The organism is Treponema primitia ZAS-1, from assembly GCF_000297095.1.
GTDB lineage: Bacteria > Spirochaetota > Spirochaetia > Treponematales > Breznakiellaceae > Termitinema > Termitinema primitia_A.
Map to the genome: position 1 here is coordinate 224,362 of NZ_AEEA01000058.1, position 18,959 is coordinate 243,320.

Here is an 18,959-nt window from a genome sequence, read left to right on the forward strand (position 1 = left end):
GGGAATCATCAAGAAGCAGGTGGATACTTCTACAGCCCCCCGCTGCCCCAGTCTTCGGAGGCGGGGGAAAGCACGGCGCCGGCGGTGAAGGGGTTCATATACTTTTCGATGTATTCCTTTTTTATCCGCAGGAGGTCCTCCCGAGGCAGGCTGGCTAATACTTTCCAGCCAAGGTCCAGGGTCTGATCGATGCTGCGGTCCTCGAATTCGCCCTGGGTGAGGAAATCCTGTTCCAGCCGTTCACCAAACTGAAGGTAGCGTTTGTCCGCGTCGGATAGTTCTTCTTCGCCGATGATCGACGAAAGATTGCGGACCTGCTTGACCTTGGAATAGGCGGCGAAGAGCTGGCTGGACACATCCTTGTGATCCTCCCGGGTCATGCCAGGGCCGATGCCGTCCTTCATGAGCCGGGAAAGGCTGGGGAGCCCCGCCACCGGCGGATAGACCCCCCGCTGGGTGAGTTCCCGGTCCAGCACGATCTGCCCTTCGGTGATGTACCCCGAAAGATCCGGAATGGGGTGGCTGATATCATCGTTTGGCATGGTGAGGATGGGGATCTGGGTGATGGAGCCGGAGGAACCGCTTATCTTTCCTGCCCGCTCGTAGAGGCTCGCCAAATCGGAGTAGAGATAGCCCGGGTAGCCTTTGCGGCTGGGAACTTCACCACGGATGGAACTTACCTCACGGAGGGCTTCGCAGTAGTTGGTCATGTCGGTCATCACCACCAGAACGTGCATGTTCCGGTCGTAGGCTAGATATTCCGCGGCGGTAAGGGCGCACTTGGGGGCCACGAGCCGCTCCAGGGAGGGGGCGTCCGCCAATGACAGGAATACTGCTACGTTGGCAAGAACACCGGTACGCTCAAAGTCGTCCAGGAAGAACCGGGCCACATCGTACTTAACACCCATGGCGCAGAAGACTACCACGAAGGGCTCCGGAGCGCCGCCGCCGCCGAGGTTCAGGATCTTTGCCTGACGCACTATTTGTGCGGCCAAGCGGTTATGGGGGAGTCCGTTGCCGGAAAAAATCGGAAGCTTCTGCCCGCGGATCAGGGTGTTCATGCCATCGATGGACGAAATCCCGGTCTGGATAAAGTCCCGGGGATAGGTCCGGGCGTAGGGGTTGATGGGGAGACCGTTCACATCCAGGCAGGTGGAGGAGAAAATGTTTCCGTAGCCGTCTATGGGTTCACCCAGGCCGTTAAAGATGCGCCCCAGGAGCCCCGGCCCTACCCGCAGCTGCATGGGCTTCCCCAGGAATTCTACCCGGGAGTCCGCGGCGGAAAGGCCAGTATTACTGCCGAATATCTGGATAGCCGTCCAGTCTTCGCTCATGTCTACCACACGGCCTAAACGGCGGCCTTCGTCACGGTCGTAAACCGCCACCACCTCGTTAAAGCCCACGTCACGGCTCCGCTCGGTGATCACCACGGGGCCCTCTATCCGGGTTAAGCCCCGGTATTCAACACCTCTCACAGCGTCTCCTTTGTCCGGTAGCTCCGTTCCAGGTTTTCCAGGGCGCTCCGCATTTCCTGTTCAAAATCCGACAGCTTACCGCTGTCTTCGTTTTTTACATCACCCTTAAGCCGGGAAAGCCGTTCCCGGAGGGGCATGGGATTATCCCCGCCGGTAAGGGAACTAATTTTAATCAACGGGGCGCCCAGCTTGATACAGACCTGGGCTTTTTCAAAAAAGTCCATGACCAGTTCCAGGAGCCGCACCTGTTTTGCGGGAATACAGTACATATCCACTTCGTCAAAAGAATTCTGCTGAAGGAACCCGTCCTTAATGATATCCGCCGTTACCAGGACGAGCCGCTGATCGTCCGGCAGAGCGTCGGGGCCGATGAGCCGCACTATTTCTGAAAGCCGCTGTTCCTTTTTAAGCAGGTCCAGGGCTTCCTGGCGTACCCTAGCCCAGAGGGGGTTTACCTTTTCCCACCAGGGGCCAACTTCCTCGGCGTACTCAGAATAACTGTCTATCCAACTGATGGCCGGGTAATGCCGGGCGTTGGCCAGGTCCCGATCCAGGGCCCAGAAGCAGCGGATGAAACGCTTGGTGTGCTGGGTTACGGGCTCGGAAAAATCGCCCCCCGGGGGAGACACCGCGCCGATGATGGAGACCGAACCTTCAACGCCAGAGAGGGTCTGTACCCGGCCGGCCCGCTCGTAAAATTCCGCAAGCCTGGTGGGGAGATATGCGGGGAAGCCTTCCTCGGCGGGCATTTCTTCCATGCGCCCCGACAGTTCCCGCAGAGCCTCCGCCCAGCGGCTGGTGGAATCCGCCATGATCGCCACATGGTACCCCATGTCCCGGTAAAATTCCGCCAGGGTTACCCCGGTGTAAATGGAAACCTCCCGGGCAGCCACGGGCATGTTAGAAGTATTGGCGATAAGGATGGTGCGTTCCATCAGAGAACGACCGCTGCGGGGATCGGTTAAGTGGGGGAACTCGGTGAGCACATCGGTCATCTCGTTGCCCCGCTCACCGCAGCCGATGTAGATGATCACGTCGGCGTCGCACCACTTGGCAATGGCGTGCTGGGTCATGGTCTTGCCGGTACCGAAGCCCCCGGGTATGGCGGATGTGCCGCCCTTGGAGAGGGGGAAAAACACATCGATGACCCGCAGACCCGTAACCAGGGGCTGATCCTGGGGCAGCCGTTTCGCACTGGGCCTGGGGATACGCACGGGCCACCACTGGGCCATGGGGATCTCTTCACCGTGATCGGTCCGCGCAATAACGGTGTTACAGTTGTAGTCGCCGGCCTTAACCAGTTCCGTAAGGCCCTCCCCGTGGATGTTTGGGGGAACCATGATCTTGCAGACTATGCTCGGGGTCTCCTGAACCGTCCCAAGGATCAGCCCCGGAACCGGGACCGGCTTTTCTCCGGCGGCAATCTTCGCAGCCAGGGCGGGATCGGGAACGAAGGACCAAAGCTTCGCGGTGTCCAGGGGATCTTCCCGGGCGCCGGGGTCCATGAAGGCCCCGCTCTGTTTAAAAAGGGCCTCCAGGGGCCGCTGTATTCCATCATAAATAGTACCGATAAGTCCCGGCCCCAACAGAGCCGAAAGGGGCCGGCCGGTGGAGGCTGCCCCGGCGCCTATCTGGAGCCCCGTATCATCCTCGTAGACCTGGATCACCGCCTCGTCCTGCTCAAGCCGTACGATTTCGCCGATGATACGTTTTTCGCCGACCTCTACCAGGTCGAAGAGCCCCGCCCCGTCGAGGCCGGAGGCGCGCACTATGGGCCCGGAGATGCGCCGGACCTTTCCGTTAATGGTCATCCTTCGCCTCCCCTAAAAGAGCCGCCACCAGCTCTGCCCGGCTGTCCTCTAACAATGCTGCGGCAAAGGCATCCACCGAAGCGGTAAGCCGTACCGCCGGGGAGTTTACGATAATGGCAGGAAAACTGCCGGGTAGTCTATGGAAGCTCATGTCTTTTTGATAGGTCCAGTTGATCCCCGGCAGGGACTTTGATATCAGCGTTTTAAGTTCCTCTTCCGTAAGAGCCCGGCAGCCAACCAAGAGGGGCGGAGCGCCGGGAACAGGTTCCGGGAGCCCGGCGGCGCAGCGCTTGAGCTCCTTTTCCAATAGGGCAAGGAGTTTTTCCCGGGACAGGGCGCCAAGGTAGTCCCGCATGGAAGAAAGGAGGAGGGTCTCCACCGTTTCCGAATAGGCGCGCCGTTTATCCAGGGGAAGCCGGGCCATAAGTTCTTCCCGGGCTTTTTCTGTACGAGCAGTAAAACTTTTTTTAAGCTTCCCAAGATCCTTCCCCATCCGCTTTTCCCAGACTGCGGCGGCGGCGGTAATGGCCTCATCGGCGGTACCTAATATACGCTTGGCCTTTCTCCGGGCATCTTCGAGGATCTCTTTATCCAATACGTCGGTTGATTGCAGTTCTTCCATTACACGTGAACCCCTACTGCTTCCCGGATAGAGTCCACCAGGGTCTTACGGCCCGGCAGATGTCCCAAGGTTCCGGGTATTTCCACCACCAGGGGATACTCCCCGGAGAGCTGCCAGTCCGTCAAATCCTCTCCCAGCCAGTCCGCCGCTTCTTCGGTGAGGATCAAGACCCGGCAGCCCTTTCCCGCATAGGCTGAGGGCAGCACCGCCTGGGCGGTTTCATCCCAGCCCCGGGTTATCCCCAGGAAAGCGGCCCGGGCGGTTTCAGCATTCGTCACCGGGGTACCGTCTATGCCGATAAAGCGAAAGGCGGTAAGCAGCTCAGCATCCCCGATAAAGTAATAGTCCATTACAATATCATAATAAGCAGGGCCACCAGGAAGCCCCAGAGACAGATACCTTCCGCAAGACCCGCATAGGGCAGGGCCTTTCCGGAAAGCTCCGGGTTCTCGCTCATGGCGCCCATGGCTGCGGCGCCGATCTGGCCTACGGCGATACCGCCGGCGATACAGGAAATACCCACCGCCAAAGCCGCTGCGATATACCGCCAAGCCGCAGTATTACTGCCGCCGCCATCAGATGCCGCGGCAGCGGCAGCCTCCTGGGCAAAGAGCGGAACCGACAGGGCAAACAGTACAAGGATACACAATACTATTTTGCGTTTCATGATCAAACCTCCCTGCGAAACCGGAAGGGGGTAAATTCCACCCCGGTTTCGGTAAAAAACTTACTGAAAAATTCGTAATATTGAAGACGTACAACCTGAATGGCGACGATCATTCCCTCGAGCAGTATTATTACGGTGTTCCCAAAGATCATCACCAGCAGGAACGCTACGGAACCGCCGACGCTTCCGGCAACGCTGTTTCCGGCGGCGGTCATCACCATCTCCGAAAGCTTAAAGATGATAAAGGAAAGCACGGCGTGGGAAAGGGCAAAGGCCCCTACCCGGAGAAAACTTACGGTATTGGAGATATAGGTGGAAACCGTTTCGAGGATCTCCACAAATCCTTCCATGATGAAAACCATAAGCCCGTGTTCCAGCACCGGTTTTTCCCGGGCAAAGGCCCGCCACAGTAGGGGACCGAAAAAGATACAGAACACCGGAAGGGCCAGGCCGATGCCGTCGAACCAGGCAAAACGCCCCCCAAGGAGACAACGGATGGCAATGGAGATGGCGTACCAGAACAAAAGGAGCCCGGAGATACCGGTCTTGGAGAAAAGGGCCTTCTCGTATTTTTTAAGCCCCCACTGGTTAACGATATTCACCAGTAAGCCTATGGAATTAAAGACGATCCCCACCGCAATGGTAAAACCAAAAAAGTAGAAAAGCTTGGTTACACTCCCGCCCTTTTCGGTAAGGGGCATCAGGGTGAGGATGCGGTCCACCGGATGACCGGTAAGGAAACCCGTAAGCGCCCTGGTGGGACGGATAAAGAGTTCCTCGCTTGCAAAAATCTCCCCGTTAAGAAAGCCCATCACCATGGATGCTATGCCCACCGAAATAAGGGGGGTAGAATAGTTTTTAAACTTTGACAGGGCCTTAATGCCCCGGCGGCCCGTGAGGATCCCCGCCAGAAAAAGTACGAAACCCTGGCCCACATCGCCGAACATGATGCCGAAGAGTATGGTAAAAAAGAAGGCCACCAATGGTGTGGGATCGATGGTTCCGTATAAAGGAGCGCCGTAGGAAAACACCACCCCCTCAAAGCCCTTAACAAATGCGCCGTGGTTTAAGGATACGGGAACCTTGGTTTTCCCGTCCCGCACTTCAGGAATCTCGTTGGGATCAAAGGTACGCACCCCTACCCTGCCCTCGGTACGTTTCTCCAGATCCTCCACCAGTTTCCCCATGCTGTCCGCGGGAACCCAGCCGGAAAGAACATAGACGCTCTTGGTGGACGCCAGCCGGTGTTTTAGATCCTCGGTGATGGACGCCATGAGAAAACTACCGTGCAGGGTAACCAGGACGGGCCCGTATTCTTCTTTTACCTGTTTTTTATCAACCCCAATGGATTTGAGCTCCGCCTCCATACCCTCAAGGCGGGTTTGCAGCCCCGACAACAGTTCCCCCGGGACCCCCTTATAGCCTTCGGGAACCGCGATGGGGACAAAGTCCTGTTTTTTCAGTTCCGAATCCAGGGCGAAGCGGCCCTTCCGGGATGAAGCGGCCAGGATACGGTCATCGTCCTTACCGGAACCCAGGGGGATGATCACCGCCCGGTCCGCTAAGTTACTGCGCAGATCCTCCAGCCGGTCCGGTCCCAGCCGGCCTATGCGCAGGGTTAAGTAGGAAAGCTGATCCAGATCCGCGAAGGGGGCGTTGAGGTTCGAAAAAGCATTGGCCTCGCTGAGGGCATCTTCTACCTTTTTCTTTTCCTTGAGGGTTTCATTTTCCTTCTCGTTCAAAAGCTCTATCCGGGAACAGATCTTCTCCGTAAGCGAGACTTCATCAGGACCGGGGAGTTTACTGGATTCATCGGGCTCCGTAGGGATTTCCACCCCAAGATATACGGCGCCGGCCTTTATTTTTTCCAGGGTATCCAGTATATCTGTGCGGACAGCGCCCGTATCGGCCAGCTGGTCTTCCGGGACAGCATCGTCCTCTTCCTTGGGGAAGTGCATCAGAGCCCGGCGGCCCAAATATTCTATTACACCGTCCACATCCCGGTCCAGGACGGTGAGTTCAACCTGCTTCATCTTCCGGGGTCTGATCATGAAACTGCCCCCAATAGTTCAAGGGTTTCCTGGGCGCCCATGCCCAGACTTAAGCCTTCGGCAACGCTGACCAGAAGGTCCTCCTCAAAAAGCTTGAGCTTGATAAAACAGGCGGCGGTATCCAAAGAAAAGGGATGGCGCCTGAGTGAATGGCGGGCCAGGTGATAGAGATACTCCGCGGCGGCATTCTGAAAATACCGGGGATCCGCAGTCCAGCTTTCACCGGCGCTGCGGCGGTTCAGGAACTTTACCCACCGCCACCTATCCCAGTCCGAGGGGCTGTCTAAGGCCATATCCAGGGAAACTAGGGCGTCATCCGCCAAACTAGGAGCAGCGCCGCCCCGGACTTTCCGCCCGGGCGCATAATAACCCCTGGGGGCAGGGATAAACACCAGGTATTCCTGAGCCTGCTCAGGGTTCATACCGTAATAGGTACGCATCCGCAGGGCCCAGGCGGCGTTCCGGAGGCTTATCTCCTCCGCCAGAATCCGTTCAATAGAAGAACGATCCGCCGGAGCAAGCTTAAGCAGGGAACGCCAGAGACAATCATAGAAGTGGCGGTCCAGTTTATTCTGAATAGGCGCGGTTGAATCGGTTCCGAGGACCTGAAGATCCCCAAGGAGGAATTCGAATTCCGTTCCCTTGAGCATTTTGTCAAAATGGGGATAGGCACTAAAATCTATGGTGGCAAAGCGGCCAATTTCGGTAAGCGCCGGAGGGTTCCGTTCCCCCGCAACGGCGGCGGTGATCGCCCGTTTCAGGTCCGTGTATTCAAAATCCCGCACCAGCCGGGCTAGTAATTCCGGGGGCTTGCTGAAGGAATCTACAATGGTGATGATCTGCTTTGCAGTCCGGTTGATTATACGCCGTTCCAGATCCAGGAGCAGCTCCCGTTCCGGAAGGTCCCGGGCATCTGATGCAAAAACGAGCCGATCCAGTTCGGACAACCGGGTTAAGCCTCCAAGCTTGGAAAGATTCTTCCCGATAAAGGATTTACCGGTAATCCCGCAAGCCTTGGCATACACATATGCCCGTTCTCCCGATCCGGGCACCCTAGCGATCCCCAAAAAACAGGCGTTCCGCCAGCTGGGAAAATGTATCTCCGTGAACCGGCATGACCGCCAAGCTCTCCTGGTAGGCTTTTAACTGCTGTTTATAGTCTTCTTTTACCGCCAGCACAGCCTTTTCGTACTCCCCATTGAGTTCCGCCGCTTCCAGGCTATACCGCTCGTCATAGCGCGCCCGGTTTTCCTTTTCGTTTTCCGCAACCCGGCGATCCGCCTCCGCCTGGGCATCATCGACCAGAACCGAAGCATGGGACTCAACATTCAGGAGATGCTTTAGAACATCCTGTTCGTGAACATCCCGTTCGCCGCTATCAGAACCCATGGAACACCAACCTGCTTACCCTTTCTTATTTGACATATTAATCCAAAGTAATAGAAATATCCTCATATTTTTTCAGAATTGCATAGGCGCCCTGTGCATCCTTCTGGGCTGCTAGATCCGTGAAAAACTGGGGATTGGCCAGCAGTTCGGCCATACGCTGGAGGACCCGGAGATGCTTTTCCGAATCCCCCACAGGGCCCAGGATCATGAAAAGCACATGCACCGGGTTTCCGTCCAGGGCTTCGTAATCTATCCCCTTCCGGGAAATTCCCAACATGCCGTAGACCTTATCCACCGCATTGGTCTTTCCGTGGGGAATAGCGATACCCTTTTGGATCCCCGTGGACATCTTCATTTCCCGTTCCTTCAGGGCAGCCAGGACATCCTCCCGGGCATCGGATTTAATAACCTGACAAAAACGATCTACCAGTTCCTCAAAAACCTCTTCTTTGTCTTCGGCTTGCAGATCAACCTGTATAAATTCCGGCGAAAACAGTTCGTGTAAAAGCATCAAGCCTCCTCAAATCCTATTCTAACGGACTAGGGTCTGCGGACCTTAGTCCGCAGAATCAGCTTCGGTAGCGGGTTCGGGAAATTGAAACTCCGGCTGGGAATTCACATTACCGGGCCCGCCGTTCTCCTGCCACCAGTCATTATCAACGTCGGTCGAAAGCTGCCGGCCCGCGGATTCAACTCCGGTACCACCGGGGGTCCTGTTTAAGAGCGCAAGCCCAAGGCTGAGTACCAGAAAAATTCCCCCCAAAATAGAGGTTGCCCTGGTAAGCACATTACCGGACCGGGAGCCAAAGGCAGAGGAGGATCCTCCTGCGAAAATCCCTCCAAGACTATCCCCTTCCTCGTTCTGAATTAAAACCAGGAGAATAAGCAGGATCGCCGCAATAACAAAAAACACCAACAGGACCACACTGAGCACACCCATCTACTGACTCCATTAAAAATATACTTTATTTTACTGAAACAAAAAAAGTTATACAAGTAATGCCAGGGGATATGAGGAATTTCGGCTTAAAATTCCTCATATCTTCCGGTCTGGCTTAACTCATAGCCCCCCATTATTTCCAGATCCCTCTTAAACTCATCGGAGGAGATATAGGAACTGATTGTCCGGATCGCCGGAGTATTCCGGTCCACCAGACGAAACACAAAATCGTACCATTCCATCTGGAGGGGGACGAATTCGACTCCGGCGACCCTTTCAATGCCCCGCTCGCAGCCGCAGCCCAGTTCGGCGCCCCCCTTGGCAACCGTACTGGCGCAGGCCAGGTGGGAGCTGGATTCCCGGGCATAACCCTGGATGGCGGTGGTATTAATCTTCAACTGGGCCAGCTTCTGGTCCAGGAGAATCCTGGTGCCGGAACCACGTTCCCGGTTGATCATGGACAGTTCGGGGCGGCTAAAGTCTTCCCACCCCCGTATGTTCATGGGATTCCCCTTTCTGACATACAGGCCCTGCATACGACCACCCAGGCGAAACACCCCAACGGGAAGCCCCGGAAGGAGGCGGCGAATGAAGGGATAATTGTAGGTATCTGTTTCTGCATCCCAGAGATGAGTCGCGGACATGGTCACCCGCCCATGGTACAGGGAATAGAGGCCGTTATAACAGCCCACGTAGGAACGGAGCACCGTGCTTCCCGCCCCGGAAAGCCTGGTTACCAGCAGATCCAGGCACATATCCTGGCCGGAGATAATCACCGTCGAGGAAAACAGATCCGGGCTTTCCTCGGGAGGATTGGGCCGGCCGGAGGATATTAAATCGACAAGCTCACGACTATTCTCCCGCAGGCGCTCCGAATACTGGGGACCGGTCTTGTTAGACTCCAGATACCGATCTATATCGGTCTGGGAGATACGTACCTGTTTCCCCACCTTGGACGAAGGGAGCTCCCCCCGTTTGATAAGCTCATAGACTGTATACTTTTTTATACGCAGTTGTTTAGCTACATCTTCCGCAGTGAGCAGGTTCGATTCCATAGGATCATTATATCAGATTCATTGCAAATGTTCTACAGCGGCCCTTTCTATCGCAATGCCCTTGGTATACTGTTTCATGAAGGCGGTGAACCCCTGTACATCCTTTGCATCCGGTTCAAGCAGGTCGCCCGAGTTCTTCCCAAACACCTTTTGCGCCAGAAAGGATTCAAGGGTTCCTTCTTTTTGCTGCAGGTACGCGGCCAGGAGCGCAATACCCCATGCGCCGCCTTCGCCGGCGGTCTCCATTACCGCAACCGGTGTTTTCAACGCCGCCGCCATCAATCGCTGACCCACAATCTTTGTTTTAAATAAACCTCCATGGCCAAGAATTTTATCAAGACGGACATGTTCTTTTTCCGTAAGAATATCCATCCCTATCTTCAGGGTAGCCATGGTGGAAAAAAGGAGGGCACGCATAAAATTTGCCAGCGAAAAGCGGCTGTCAGGCATACGGGTAAACAAGGGACGTCCCTGTTCCAGCCCGGTAATCACCTCCCCCGCATCATAATTGTAGGAGAGAAGGCCGCCGCAATCAGGATCGGCCTCAAGGGCTTTTTCATACAGAACATCGTATAGTTTACCCTTATCAACCGTAGCGCCAACTGTTTCATTAACTTCGCTAAACAGCTTTACCCAGGCGTCGAGGTCCGTAGTACAGTTGTTACAATGCACCATGGCCACGGGTTTACCCGAGGGTGTGGTGACCATATCGATCTCCTGGTACACCTTGGATAATTCCTTTTCCAGCACGATCATCGCAAATATCGACGTTCCCGCCGAAACATTGCCGGTGCGTACCGCAACGCTGTTTGTTGCCACCATACCGGTTCCCGCATCCCCTTCGGGGGGACACAGGGGAATGCCGGCTGCCAGCCCTCCCTTGGGGTCAAGCAGCTTAGCGCCCTCCGCGGTGAGGGACCCCGCATTTTCACCGGCGTTCAAAACCTTGGGCAGTATATCTGAAAGCTTCCAACTGAATTTTGAACCGCCGATAAGGGAATCGAACTGACTTACCATTTTTGCATTGAAATTGTTACTATTGCTGTCGATAGGAAACATGCCGGATGCTTCGCCTATGCCAAGCACCTTTTGCCCCGTCAGCTTCCAGTGCACATAACCGGCAAGGGTGGTTAAATAGGAAATATCCTTTACGTGTTCTTCCTTGTTCAAAATTGCCTGATAGAGCTGCGCGATACTCCAACGCTGGGGAATGTTAAAGCCGAATTCCTTTGTAAGCAGCTTTGCCGACTGTTCCGTATTGGTGTTACGCCAGGTAAGGAAAGGGGCAAGCTGTTTTCCGCTCTTATCAAAGGCCAAATATCCGTGCATCATACCGGAAATGCCGATAGCCTCGGGCACGGAAAGCGGGACGCCGTACCGTTTCTGAACATCATCGGACAGTTTTTGAACGGCGTTTTGCAGCCCCTGCCAGACTTCATCCAGGTGATAGGTCCAAAAGCCGTTTTCCAAACGGTTTTCCCATGTCTCGCCCCCCGATGCAAGGGTTGTGTAATCTTCCCCAATCAGGACCGCTTTGATGCGGGTAGAACCAAGCTCTATGCCGAGGGTTGTTCTTCCGCTAATTAAATCTTTTCCGTTCATTTTGCACTCCCTTAAATTATCGAATATCTTCCAGTTCCGCATCACTAATGGCGTTAACGCTTTCCTCAATATCACTGCGATTCATACCGGCTATCCGTATGGTGATACGGCGGTGATCCGGATCGTCACCTTCCGAAGAGACCAGGGCGATGATGTTACCGCCCTTGACGGCGATGGCGTGGGTCAGCTTTTCCAGCTGCCCCGGTTTTTCCGCCACGTGTATGGTGATACGGACCCCCGGATGCCGGGCGCCGAAGGCTTTGATAAAGACGTGGAAAAGATCCGTTTCGGTGATGATCCCCACCAGCAGATCCCCCTTCACAACCGGCAGGCAGCCTATGTCCTTATCCGCCATGATCCGGGCGGCTTCCTCCACCACATCGTTTTCTTCCACGGTGATCACATCCTTCACCATGATCTTCTCCACCTTGAGTTTGGAAAGGAGATAGCTGATCTCGTACATGTCCAAACTGGTTGCGCCCGAAGGACCGGCCTTGAGCAGGTCCTTCTTGGTGAGGATACCCACAAGGTTGTTGTTTTTATCCAGCACCGGCAGGTGGCCGATCTGTTCCTTATCCATCAGGGAACGTACATCCGTTACCGACATGTCGGGGTGTACCGTAACGGGGTTTTTCGTCATTACACGGCTAATAATCATTTTGTCCTCCTAGGTATGCTTCCTTCACCGCATCGTCCTTCATCAGGGACTGTGCGGGACCGGTCTTGATTACCTGGCCGGTCTCCAGGATATACCCGCGGGAAGCGAGTCCCAGGGCTTTAAAGGCGTTCTGCTCTACCAATAGTATTGTTGTTCCCGATTCGTTGATACGCTTTATTATCGAGAAAATTTCATCCACCAAAATGGGGGCAAGACCCATGGATGGTTCGTCCAGGAGCAGCAGCCGTGGTTTGGACATCAGGGCTCTCCCCATGGCGAGCATCTGCTGTTCACCCCCGGAGAGGGTCCCCGCCACCTGCCGGATCCGCTCCTTAAGCCGGGGAAAAATCCCGTAGACCATCTCCATATCACTGCGGACAGCGGGCCGGTCCTTCCGGACATAGGCTCCCATCTCCAGATTATCCTTCACCGAAAGATTGGCAAATATGCGCCGGCCTTCGGGAACCTGGATGAGCCCCGAAGTGACGATACGGTCCGGAAGCACGGCGCTAATATCATTACCGTCAAAGATAACGGAACCCGCAGTCTTTCTAATGATATTCGATATGGCATGGAGGGTGGTGGTTTTTCCCGCGCCGTTAGAACCGATTAGGGTGATGATCTCCCCCGGGGCAACATCGAAGGAAATACCCCGCAAGGCCTGGATAGCGCCGTAGTGGACCGCAAGATCCCTAACCTGGAGCAAAATCTTTGGCTCAGCCATGGGCATCCTCCCCAAGGTAGGCCTTGATCACCGCCGGGTCCCGGCGTATCTCCCCGGGAAGCCCCGCCGCAATGATCCTGCCGTAATCGAGAACCATGAGCCGCTCGCAGATCCCCATGACCAGATGCATATCGTGTTCGATAAGCAGGATGGTCAGGTGAAATTCCTTCCGGATAAATGAGATAAGCCTCATCAGCTCCTGGGTCTCCTGGGGGTTCATCCCTGCGGCGGGTTCGTCCAACAGGAGTAATATCGGGCTGCTTGCCAGGGCCCGGGCAATTTCCAGCTTCCGCTGTTCCCCGTAGGGAAGGTTTCGGGCCAGCTCGTTTTTCTTCTTCTCTATTTTAAACAGTGATAGTAATTCATCTACCCGTTCCCGCATCTGCCCTTCGTCATGATAAAAACGGGGAAGCCGGAACACCACATCCAAAGGGTTTTCCACCCGGGAAGAATGGAGGGCTATGCGCACATTGTCTTCCACCGTAAGGTTATTGAAGAGCCTGATATTCTGGAATGTCCTGGCTATACCGATATGGTTCAGTTTAGCGGGGCTCAGTTTTCCTACCACATGCACCTTCCCATGGCGGTCCCAAAAATCAATCTCCCCCCCGGTGGGTGCATAGATACCGGAAAGCATATTGAACACCGTGGTCTTCCCCGCTCCATTCGGCCCGATAAGTCCCACCAGCTCGCCCCGGTGCAATTCACATGAAAACCCGCTCACCGCCCGCAGTCCGCCAAAAATTATTGAGAGATCCGATACCTTTAAAAGAAGGTCTTGATCATTCATACATCTCCCCTCTTGGCGGTTTTGCGCCGTATGAAGGCGGCGAAGCGGGAGACCAGGCGGACGAAGGATAGTTCCTTCATGCCCAGGAGGCCCTGGGGGCGGAAGAGCATCACGAAAATAAGTATGAGGGGGTAGATCAGGAGACGGTAGTCCCGGAGGAAGCGGAGAAATTCCTGGAGATAGGTGAGGATATAGGCGGCTAATACGGATCCGGTCATGGAACCCATGCCTCCAAGGACCACGAAGATCAGATAGTCGATACTGTGGTTAAAGGAGGCGGCGTCGGGTTTTACAAAACCTATCACCATGGCGTAGAGACAGCCGCCGATACCGGCGATAAAGGACGCAATTACAAAGCCCGTCATTTTATAGCGGAATACGCTGATTCCGTTGGAATTGGCCGCCACTTCGTCTTCCCGCACCGCCATGATGGCCCTGCCATAACTGGAACGGAGAAAATTTTGCAGCAGGATTAGTATTATTACCAGACTTGCGGTAACCACCAGGAAGGCTAAATCCCCATTAAGGGTCAAGGCAGTGGTAAAACGCCGGCCGTTGGCGCCCCCGGTTAGGATTCGAAAATTGGTGAGGATTACCCGGATAATTTCGCCAAAGCCCAGGGTAACGATAGCGAGGTAATCTCCGGTTAGTTTTAGTGTGGGAAACCCGATGATAAACCCAAACAGGGCGGTTACCAATGCTGCGAGGACAACGCTTACCGGTATGGGAAGCCCCAGGTCCAGGGTAAAGGATATGCAGGAATAGGCCCCTATGGCCATGAACCCCGCCTGTCCTAATGAAAGCTGCCCGGTGATCCCCGTGATGGTATTCACGCTGATGGCCAGGATAGCGTTTACCCCGCCCATGGTGATGATCTGGGCGGTGTAGGCGTCGATAATATTCAGTTTTATGAGCAGCGTGGGGATACACACCAAAGCCAGGGCGAAGGCGCCGGGTATAATCGTATTTTTTCTGCGATCCTTCATGTTACACCTTTACCCTGGTCTTCTTGCCAAGAATCCCCGTGGGCTTAACCAGGAGGATAATGATAAGAATGGAAAACGAAATGGCATCCGCATATTGGGAGGAGATGAAGCCCTTGGTCATGGTTTCGGCAATCCCAAGGATAAAGCCCCCTAACATGGCCCCGGGCACGGAACCTATGCCTCCCAATACGGCGGCCACAAAGGCTTTAAGCCCCGGCATGGTTCCCATGGTAGGACTCACCTGGGGATAGGCGCAGGCAAAGAGTATGCCCCCGGCGGCGGCTAATACCGAGCCCAGGGCAAAGGTAAAGGAGATGGTGCCGTTCACCGATATCCCCATGAGACTTGAAGCCTGAAGGTCAAAGGACACCGCCTGCATGGCCTTGCCCCGCTTAGTATAATTGATAATATAGTTCAGGATGAGCATTAATACTGCGGACAGTAAAATTACGATGATCTGAATGTTTGAAATTGAAACAATCCCCAAAGATATGGTGCTTACCTCCGGCCGGGGAAACTGCCTGGGGTTGGGCCCGATAAAGGGCAATACCCGGGCGCCGTTCTGCAAAATAAGCGAAACCGCAATGGCGGTGATGAGGGAGTTGAGCCGCGGGGCTGTACGTAGAGGCCGGTAGGCGAAGCGTTCAATAAAGACCCCGAGACCTGCGCAGAGGGCCATGGCGAACAGAAACGCTGCGGCCAGACTTAGGGGGGAGACACCGAAACGGGTTAAAACAAAGTAACCCGCATAGGCCCCTACCATGAGTATATCGCCGTGGGCAAAATTAATAAGCAGAACAATACCGTAAACCATGGTATAACCCAGGGCAATCAATGCATAAATACTGCCCAGGGAAATACCGTTTATCAGCTGTTGTACAAAAATAACTCCCGTGTCCACGGCGAAACAGAATCCGGCTAGGGGTTAACGGTGGACTTATAGGCCGTGGTTAATTTACCATTCGACCCTTTGACGAGTTCCAGCACCACCGCAGACTTAACGGGGTTCCGCTTGGCGTCAAACCGGATATTACCGGTAACATAATTGCCGTCGATCTTCGCCAGGGCATCCCTGACCGCAGCGGGTTCTGTGGAACCGGCGCTGATAATGGCGTCCCGAACCAGGTACAGGGAATCGTAGCCCAGGGCGGCGAAGGAAGTGGGCAGGGCGCCAAACTTCCCCTGGAAAGCCTTAACAAAGCTTGCCACCTTGGGGACGGTGGAATCGGGGGTAAAGTTATTGGTAAAGAAGCCGTTCAGCACTTCGTCCCCGGCGTTTTCCTGGAGCCCATCCCAGCCATCGGCGCCCATGATTGGGACAGGAGTCCCCTGGGCGTTGATCCCCTGGGCCCGAAGCTGCTTGGCGATAAGCGCTACGGTGCTGTAATAATCCGGCAGGTAGACCATGTCGGGGTTGGCAGCTTTGATCCGGGTAAGCTGGGCGTTAAAGTCCACATCCCCGCCGTTGTACACTTCACTGGCCACCACGGTTCCCCCACGGGAAGTAAATGCCTTGACAAAATTCTCCTGGAGCCCCACGGAATAGTCGTTACCGTTATCGTAAAGGACAGCCGCCCTTTTTGCGTTGATTTCCTGGAAAGCGAAAACCCCCGCCACCGTACCCTGGAAGGGGTCGATAAAGCAGGCCCGGAACACATAGTCCCCGGCGTCGGTAACCGCTTCGGCGGAGGCTGCGGGCGCCATGAGAAGCACCCCCTGAGCCTGGGCCAGGGAGCTGACCGCTATGGTGCATCCCGAAGTAAGGGAGCCGATGATGAGCTTCGCCTTATTCTGGGTGGTGAGTTTCCTGAAGGCGCTTACGCTCTTTGCCGCATCGCCTTCATCATCTTCGGAAATAAGGACGATATTTCTTCCACCAACGCCGCCTGCGGCATTGATTTCTTCAATTGCCAGCTGGATTCCCTTCTGGGCTTCGGTGCCGTACACGGCGACCCCCCCGGAAAGCGGGAAAATACCGCCAATAATGATATCGCCGGAACCGGCGGCAGAATCGGCCTTGCCCCCGGCAAAGGCCATAACGGCAAGACACAGGGATAAAAAGATCACTGCTAATTTTTTCATCTAAATAACTCCTCCTTAGATAAAATCTACGTTATATTACCGGGTATGTAGGAGGAATGTCCATAGCAAAAACAGAAAAGAATATGCCCTTTAACTTCGTTTGGGGTCCTGGCGGTGCAAAAAATATCAGGAACCCCCAGAGGGTCCCCCTGATATTTTTTACATCGCCACCCCCGATAACGTAATAGGGGCATATTCTTTTCTGCCGGTTCGCAGAACCGGTGTGGAGCAGGTTGGGTAGGCGGTGCGGCAGAGTGGGGGGGAAAAATACCACAAGATATAGAAAAGAATTTGCCTTTTGACTTCGTTTGGGGGTCTTTGCCGCATAACGATGCATACCGCTTGGGGCTTAGTTAGAAGCTTCATTTGGCGAACCGGCTCGGTGAAGCCATGCGCCTAGGAGGCACGGAAGCACACTTACACATAGTACGGAGTGGGGTGTCAGGAAGGAAAAGTATGGAGGGACCCTCTGGGAGGCGCCATACTTTTCCTTCCTGACAGGCCCCCCATACCATTTGTGTGCTTTCGAAAACCCAGTCAAAGGGCGCATGGCTTCACCGACTTGCAACGAAGTTCCTCGCGCAGAAAAAGTATTTACACCGCTCCTAGGCGCTTAGCGCCAAATTCCGCTCTGTGACACATGCCGTAGTGGACCTGCGCAGCAGGGCTGCGGAGGCAGACTCTACATGCACATGAAGCCGGGTATACCCCTCCCCCCGCCCGATTTGCCGATAGATAGCGGACACTAGACAAATTTGGCGCCAGAGGTACCTTTCCGGGCGAGCGTATCTTGTCTTGATTTTCTCCCTGGTTCATGCTACAGATGAAAGTGATATACCCAGTTATTTCGGAGGTTTTTATGGCTCTTATATCGTTCGGGAAAAAACCGGTAAGAACCTGCGGCAAGCTGCCTGCACTGGGTTCACAGGCGCCGAATTTTCGTTTGGTGGATGGGAATTTAGGGGATAAAACCCTGGATAATTGGGCCAGGAAGGTGAAGATCCTCAATATTGTACCCAGTTTTGATACACCGGTCTGCGCCACCGCAATTAAGCGCTTCAACGAGGAGGTGGAGAATGAGCCGATGCTGGTGGTCCTGAGCATCTCCTGCGATCTTCCCTTTGCCCAAGACCGGTTTTGCCATACCGAGGGGATCCGCAATATCGTTCCCCTTTCCCAGATGAGGGACCGCTCCTTTGGAAAAGATTACGGGGTGGAGATTATCGACAGCCCCATGGCGGGTCTTTTGAGCCGGGCAGTGGTGGTGCTGGACCGGGAGAATAGGGTTGTGTACACCCAACAGGTGGCAGACATTGGCACCCCGCCGGATTACCCCGCAGCCCTGGAAGCGGCAAGAAAAGCCCTGGAAAAATGATGGGCTTTCCTTAATTTCTGAAACGGTGGATGGGAAAATGTACCGGCATACCAGGCACATTTTTCTTCCATCCTATCTTTCTGCTATAGTATTGGGATTAATGTCAAGATAACTATTACAGCGCGCTGCCTCTATACCGCCGGAATCGTTTCTGTAAAGACTGTGGAACATGATTTGGTGATCATCTTGAAGCTGAAGATCAAATTCCTTAAGTAAGACATAATCATGGGTTGCAAGGAATATTTGAACTCCCATGTGCTGCATCTCAAGCAAGATCCCAACGATGGACTGCATCAATTTAGGATTCAGATTTGTTTCCGGTTCATCCCAAAACAAGGCAGAACCATTGAGAAGCGTTCCATTTTGGAGTAAAATCCAAAGGAGGCCAAGCTTACGAAATCCTTCTGCCAACAGCGTAAACTCAAGTTTCCCCTGTTCATTACGTAAGAAGAACTCTTCATTTTCTATAACCACATTACCGTTCATTGCATCATGCAATTTTACCAGTAATTTTTTACGATCCTTGTCAGGTTGTCCTTTTAGCAATGGAAGAAATGCTTTACGAATAACATCCACATAAATTTCTTCAAAATGTATTTCACGTTCATTATAGAGAGAACTAAACCCGGGCGCATTGGCCGTCATGTCTTTTACGGGTATATAAGCGGCTTTAATAGGCGCTTCCATCCATTGCTTTGTTGACCCTGTTATTGAAGCTTTGAAAATGTCAGC

The 18,959-nt window shown here is 54.3% G+C and carries 20 protein-coding genes; 1 reads left to right on the forward strand and 19 read right to left on the reverse strand.

The features are described 5' to 3' along the window. Positions 1 to 29: 29 nt before the first annotated feature. The 18 genes from TPRIMZ1_RS0111815 to TPRIMZ1_RS0111900 form a co-directional block, all read right to left on the reverse strand. On the reverse strand, positions 30 to 1,475 hold the full coding sequence (locus TPRIMZ1_RS0111815; protein ID WP_010259708.1) for a V-type ATP synthase subunit B: 1,446 nt from the start codon (positions 1,473 to 1,475) through the stop codon (positions 30 to 32). Next, a complete protein-coding gene (locus tag TPRIMZ1_RS0111820; RefSeq protein WP_010259710.1) occupies positions 1,472 to 3,286 on the reverse strand; it encodes a V-type ATP synthase subunit A in 1,815 nt (604 codons plus the stop codon). The genes TPRIMZ1_RS0111815 and TPRIMZ1_RS0111820 overlap by 4 nt, the downstream gene beginning before the upstream one ends. Then, positions 3,276 to 3,908, reverse strand: a complete 633-nt coding sequence (locus TPRIMZ1_RS0111825) for a hypothetical protein (protein WP_010259712.1) — start codon at positions 3,906 to 3,908, stop codon at positions 3,276 to 3,278. Before TPRIMZ1_RS0111825 ends, TPRIMZ1_RS0111820 begins: the two co-directional genes overlap by 11 nt. Further along, positions 3,908 to 4,258 (reverse strand): V-type ATP synthase subunit F, encoded by a 351-nt coding sequence (locus TPRIMZ1_RS0111830; RefSeq protein WP_010259715.1) that lies wholly within the window; start codon positions 4,256 to 4,258, stop codon positions 3,908 to 3,910. Before TPRIMZ1_RS0111830 ends, TPRIMZ1_RS0111825 begins: the two co-directional genes overlap by 1 nt. After that, entirely contained in the window at positions 4,258 to 4,575 is a 318-nt protein-coding gene (locus TPRIMZ1_RS0111835; protein ID WP_010259718.1) for an ATP synthase subunit C, read from the reverse strand. Before TPRIMZ1_RS0111835 ends, TPRIMZ1_RS0111830 begins: the two co-directional genes overlap by 1 nt. 2 nt (positions 4,576 to 4,577) lie before the next feature. Beyond that, positions 4,578 to 6,626 carry a V-type ATP synthase subunit I gene (locus TPRIMZ1_RS0111840; RefSeq protein WP_010259720.1) on the reverse strand — a complete coding sequence of 683 codons (2,049 nt, stop codon included), beginning with the start codon at positions 6,624 to 6,626 and terminating at the stop codon, positions 4,578 to 4,580. After that, positions 6,623 to 7,678 (reverse strand): V0D/AC39 family V-type ATPase subunit, encoded by a 1,056-nt coding sequence (locus TPRIMZ1_RS0111845; protein ID WP_010259721.1) that lies wholly within the window; start codon positions 7,676 to 7,678, stop codon positions 6,623 to 6,625. Before TPRIMZ1_RS0111845 ends, TPRIMZ1_RS0111840 begins: the two co-directional genes overlap by 4 nt. A 1-nt stretch (position 7,679) precedes the next feature. Beyond that, positions 7,680 to 8,015, reverse strand: a complete 336-nt coding sequence (locus TPRIMZ1_RS0111850; RefSeq protein WP_010259723.1) for a hypothetical protein — start codon at positions 8,013 to 8,015, stop codon at positions 7,680 to 7,682. A gap of 37 nt (positions 8,016 to 8,052) precedes the next feature. After that, positions 8,053 to 8,526, reverse strand: a complete 474-nt coding sequence (locus TPRIMZ1_RS0111855) for a PTS sugar transporter subunit IIA (protein ID WP_010259724.1) — start codon at positions 8,524 to 8,526, stop codon at positions 8,053 to 8,055. Between the two features lie 45 nt (positions 8,527 to 8,571). Beyond that, positions 8,572 to 8,955 (reverse strand): preprotein translocase subunit SecG, encoded by a 384-nt coding sequence (gene secG / locus TPRIMZ1_RS0111860; RefSeq protein WP_010259727.1) that lies wholly within the window; start codon positions 8,953 to 8,955, stop codon positions 8,572 to 8,574. Between the two features lie 86 nt (positions 8,956 to 9,041). Next, a complete protein-coding gene (locus TPRIMZ1_RS0111865; RefSeq protein ID WP_010259729.1) occupies positions 9,042 to 10,010 on the reverse strand; it encodes a helix-turn-helix transcriptional regulator in 969 nt (322 codons plus the stop codon). 18 nt (positions 10,011 to 10,028) lie between these two features. After that, positions 10,029 to 11,612, reverse strand: a complete 1,584-nt coding sequence (locus TPRIMZ1_RS0111870) for a xylulokinase (protein WP_010259732.1) — start codon at positions 11,610 to 11,612, stop codon at positions 10,029 to 10,031. Positions 11,613 to 11,628: 16 nt separating this feature from the next. Continuing rightward, complete coding sequence (locus TPRIMZ1_RS0111875; protein WP_010259734.1) at positions 11,629 to 12,270, reverse strand: CBS and ACT domain-containing protein; 642 nt, start codon at positions 12,268 to 12,270, stop codon at positions 11,629 to 11,631. Then, positions 12,260 to 12,994: an ABC transporter ATP-binding protein gene (locus tag TPRIMZ1_RS0111880; protein ID WP_420082995.1), complete on the reverse strand. Its 735-nt coding sequence runs from the start codon at positions 12,992 to 12,994 to the stop codon at positions 12,260 to 12,262. The genes TPRIMZ1_RS0111875 and TPRIMZ1_RS0111880 overlap by 11 nt, the downstream gene beginning before the upstream one ends. Beyond that, positions 12,987 to 13,784, reverse strand: coding sequence for an ABC transporter ATP-binding protein (locus TPRIMZ1_RS0111885; RefSeq protein WP_010259739.1), 798 nt, complete (start codon positions 13,782 to 13,784; stop codon positions 12,987 to 12,989). The genes TPRIMZ1_RS0111880 and TPRIMZ1_RS0111885 overlap by 8 nt, the downstream gene beginning before the upstream one ends. Continuing rightward, positions 13,781 to 14,770: a branched-chain amino acid ABC transporter permease gene (locus TPRIMZ1_RS0111890; protein WP_010259741.1), complete on the reverse strand. Its 990-nt coding sequence runs from the start codon at positions 14,768 to 14,770 to the stop codon at positions 13,781 to 13,783. Before TPRIMZ1_RS0111890 ends, TPRIMZ1_RS0111885 begins: the two co-directional genes overlap by 4 nt. 1 nt (position 14,771) lies before the next feature. Beyond that, a complete protein-coding gene (locus tag TPRIMZ1_RS0111895) occupies positions 14,772 to 15,671 on the reverse strand; it encodes a branched-chain amino acid ABC transporter permease (RefSeq protein WP_010259743.1) in 900 nt (299 codons plus the stop codon). 17 nt (positions 15,672 to 15,688) lie between these two features. Then, positions 15,689 to 16,852, reverse strand: a complete 1,164-nt coding sequence (locus TPRIMZ1_RS0111900; protein ID WP_010259745.1) for an ABC transporter substrate-binding protein — start codon at positions 16,850 to 16,852, stop codon at positions 15,689 to 15,691. Positions 16,853 to 17,711: 859 nt separating this feature from the next. Here TPRIMZ1_RS0111900 and tpx point away from each other — a divergent pair. Further along, the gene (gene tpx, locus TPRIMZ1_RS0111910) at positions 17,712 to 18,227 is read left to right on the forward strand and encodes a thiol peroxidase (protein WP_010259749.1); all 516 of its coding nucleotides are present in this window, start codon (positions 17,712 to 17,714) and stop codon (positions 18,225 to 18,227) included. Between the two features lie 72 nt (positions 18,228 to 18,299). Here the strand turns inward: tpx and TPRIMZ1_RS18905 are convergent. Then, positions 18,300 to 18,959 (reverse strand): AAA family ATPase (locus TPRIMZ1_RS18905; protein WP_010259752.1); only part of this gene is annotated, 660 nt, incomplete at its 5' end.

Coding starts and splice junctions, on each gene's coding strand:
- TPRIMZ1_RS0111825 (WP_010259712.1), bottom strand. CDS start 3,908: ATGGAAGAACTGCAATCAACCGACGTATTGGATAAAGAGATCCTCGAA.
- TPRIMZ1_RS0111840 (WP_010259720.1), bottom strand. CDS start 6,626: ATGATCAGACCCCGGAAGATGAAGCAGGTTGAACTCACCGTCCTGGAC.
- TPRIMZ1_RS0111865 (WP_010259729.1), bottom strand. CDS start 10,010: ATGGAATCGAACCTGCTCACTGCGGAAGATGTAGCTAAACAACTGCGT.
- TPRIMZ1_RS0111850 (WP_010259723.1), bottom strand. CDS start 8,015: ATGGGTTCTGATAGCGGCGAACGGGATGTTCACGAACAGGATGTTCTA.
- TPRIMZ1_RS0111855 (WP_010259724.1), bottom strand. CDS start 8,526: ATGCTTTTACACGAACTGTTTTCGCCGGAATTTATACAGGTTGATCTG.
- TPRIMZ1_RS0111835 (WP_010259718.1), bottom strand. CDS start 4,575: ATGAAACGCAAAATAGTATTGTGTATCCTTGTACTGTTTGCCCTGTCG.
- TPRIMZ1_RS0111885 (WP_010259739.1), bottom strand. CDS start 13,784: ATGAATGATCAAGACCTTCTTTTAAAGGTATCGGATCTCTCAATAATT.
- TPRIMZ1_RS0111875 (WP_010259734.1), bottom strand. CDS start 12,270: ATGATTATTAGCCGTGTAATGACGAAAAACCCCGTTACGGTACACCCC.
- TPRIMZ1_RS0111830 (WP_010259715.1), bottom strand. CDS start 4,258: ATGGACTATTACTTTATCGGGGATGCTGAGCTGCTTACCGCCTTTCGC.
- TPRIMZ1_RS0111880 (WP_420082995.1), bottom strand. CDS start 12,994: ATGGCTGAGCCAAAGATTTTGCTCCAGGTTAGGGATCTTGCGGTCCAC.
- TPRIMZ1_RS0111870 (WP_010259732.1), bottom strand. CDS start 11,612: ATGAACGGAAAAGATTTAATTAGCGGAAGAACAACCCTCGGCATAGAG.
- secG (WP_010259727.1), bottom strand. CDS start 8,955: ATGGGTGTGCTCAGTGTGGTCCTGTTGGTGTTTTTTGTTATTGCGGCG.
- tpx (WP_010259749.1), top strand. CDS start 17,712: ATGGCTCTTATATCGTTCGGGAAAAAACCGGTAAGAACCTGCGGCAAG.
- TPRIMZ1_RS0111820 (WP_010259710.1), bottom strand. CDS start 3,286: ATGACCATTAACGGAAAGGTCCGGCGCATCTCCGGGCCCATAGTGCGC.
- TPRIMZ1_RS0111900 (WP_010259745.1), bottom strand. CDS start 16,852: ATGAAAAAATTAGCAGTGATCTTTTTATCCCTGTGTCTTGCCGTTATG.
- TPRIMZ1_RS0111890 (WP_010259741.1), bottom strand. CDS start 14,770: ATGAAGGATCGCAGAAAAAATACGATTATACCCGGCGCCTTCGCCCTG.